The organism is Variovorax sp. P4_D9 (assembly GCF_056401695.1).
On the sequence record NZ_JBFUIU010001398.1, the window covers coordinates 1 to 1480 of the forward strand.

General features: G+C 62.2%; 1 protein-coding gene. It reads right to left on the bottom strand.

Annotated features, from left to right (window positions below; translation table 11 throughout):
• A partial coding sequence (locus AC1DY5_RS55370) for a tyrosine-type recombinase/integrase (RefSeq protein WP_478122656.1) occupies nt 1-1229 on the bottom strand: 1229 nt, incomplete at its 3' end.
• Nucleotides 1230-1480: the final 251 nt, after the last annotated feature.

Here is a 1480-nt window from a genome sequence, read left to right on the forward strand (position 1 = left end):
ATGTATGGCCGAAGCTGGTCGATGGTCCGCGGCTTGTACTTCTCCGCCATGCTACCCGGCCGATGACCCATGATTTGTGCAATGGCGCCTGCCGGGCAGCCTGCGGCCTCGCCCATGAGGGCAAACGTGCGACGCAAGCCATGGATCGTGACGTGAGGGAGCCCCCCATGCGCGAGCACCTCGGCATGGGCGCTGCGCGGATCGGCGATACGACCCGACTTCGCTACTGGCGCCGCGAAGACATGCGGGTTGTCCGCGACGCGAGGCAAGGCGTGGAGCAAGTGGTGAAGGTAAGGCGCGAGGGGCAGCGTACGTGTCTCGCCAACCTTATCGGCGATCGTGAGCCGACCCCAGCGAAAGTCGATGTCAGCCCACTTGAGCGCTGCCAGCTCTTCGCGCCGAGCGCCGGTCAGTAGAAGTCCTTGAAGGTAAGCGCCCGCAGTCGTGTTTCGCAAGTGGCCCACGCCGGCGAACCACGTCTCCAACTGGGCCTCCTCGATTGCGTCCGTGCGCCGGTTCCCAGCACCTGAGTGAAGCGCGTCTTGAACCTTCGCATCTCGAGCGGCGAGCGGGTCGACGATGCCGTCGTATTCATCCTGGGTGCTGCACCAGCGCAGGAAGCCCGAGAACATCTGGACGGCGCGCGCCGCTTGCACCGGGCCGCGTTCCGCTTGACGCTGGTGCCACGCGCGTAAGCTCTTCGGGTTGATGTCTTTCAGACTGGTCGAGAGGAGTGCCGCGATCGGGCCAGGCAATGTCACGCCCTTGCCCCGCTTCTTCGGCTCGCCCCCAACCGACGCCATTTTGTGCAGGTCGACCAGGTAGCGAGGCTTCCATGCGGCCTTTTTCTTGGGCTTTCCGCGGGCCAAGTACGAGAGCCACGCTTCGCCGACCGTCACCGCCTGTTGCCGCTCGGTGTCACGCTTCGCCACGTCGGCGGCGACGACCTCGGCCTTTACCTCGCGCGGGTCACGACCTTCGTCAATTTGACGCTGTAATTCCCTCGACTTGGCTTGCGCGTCCGGGATGCGCCACGCCTGGGCGTCGCCGATCGTGATGCGCAGGCTCTTGCCCTGATAGACGCTCTGGAAGATGAAGGCCGGCGTCCCGCGAGGCGTGACGCGTAGTCCGAGTCCAGGCGCCTTGCTATCCCACAGGAACGCCTGCGCCTTACCAGGCGGACACGAAAAGCCGGCGACGCGCGGCGCGGTGAGTGCAATTTTGGCCATTCAGCCATTCTCTTACATCGGCCCAGGAAGTAACGGCCGATGTAAGAGAATTTTTGATATTCGGATCAACAGCGATGCGCCATCCACGTCGATTTTTGGGATTCTCCCTCTGACGCTTCACTCGGAGATCAACATGAATCAACGCACATCCATCCATTTATCTGCTCATTCGTAATGAGAAGGTCGGGTGTTCGATTCATCTCTCCGGCACCAATCGCAGTAAGGAAAGCTCGCTATCAAAACGATAGCGG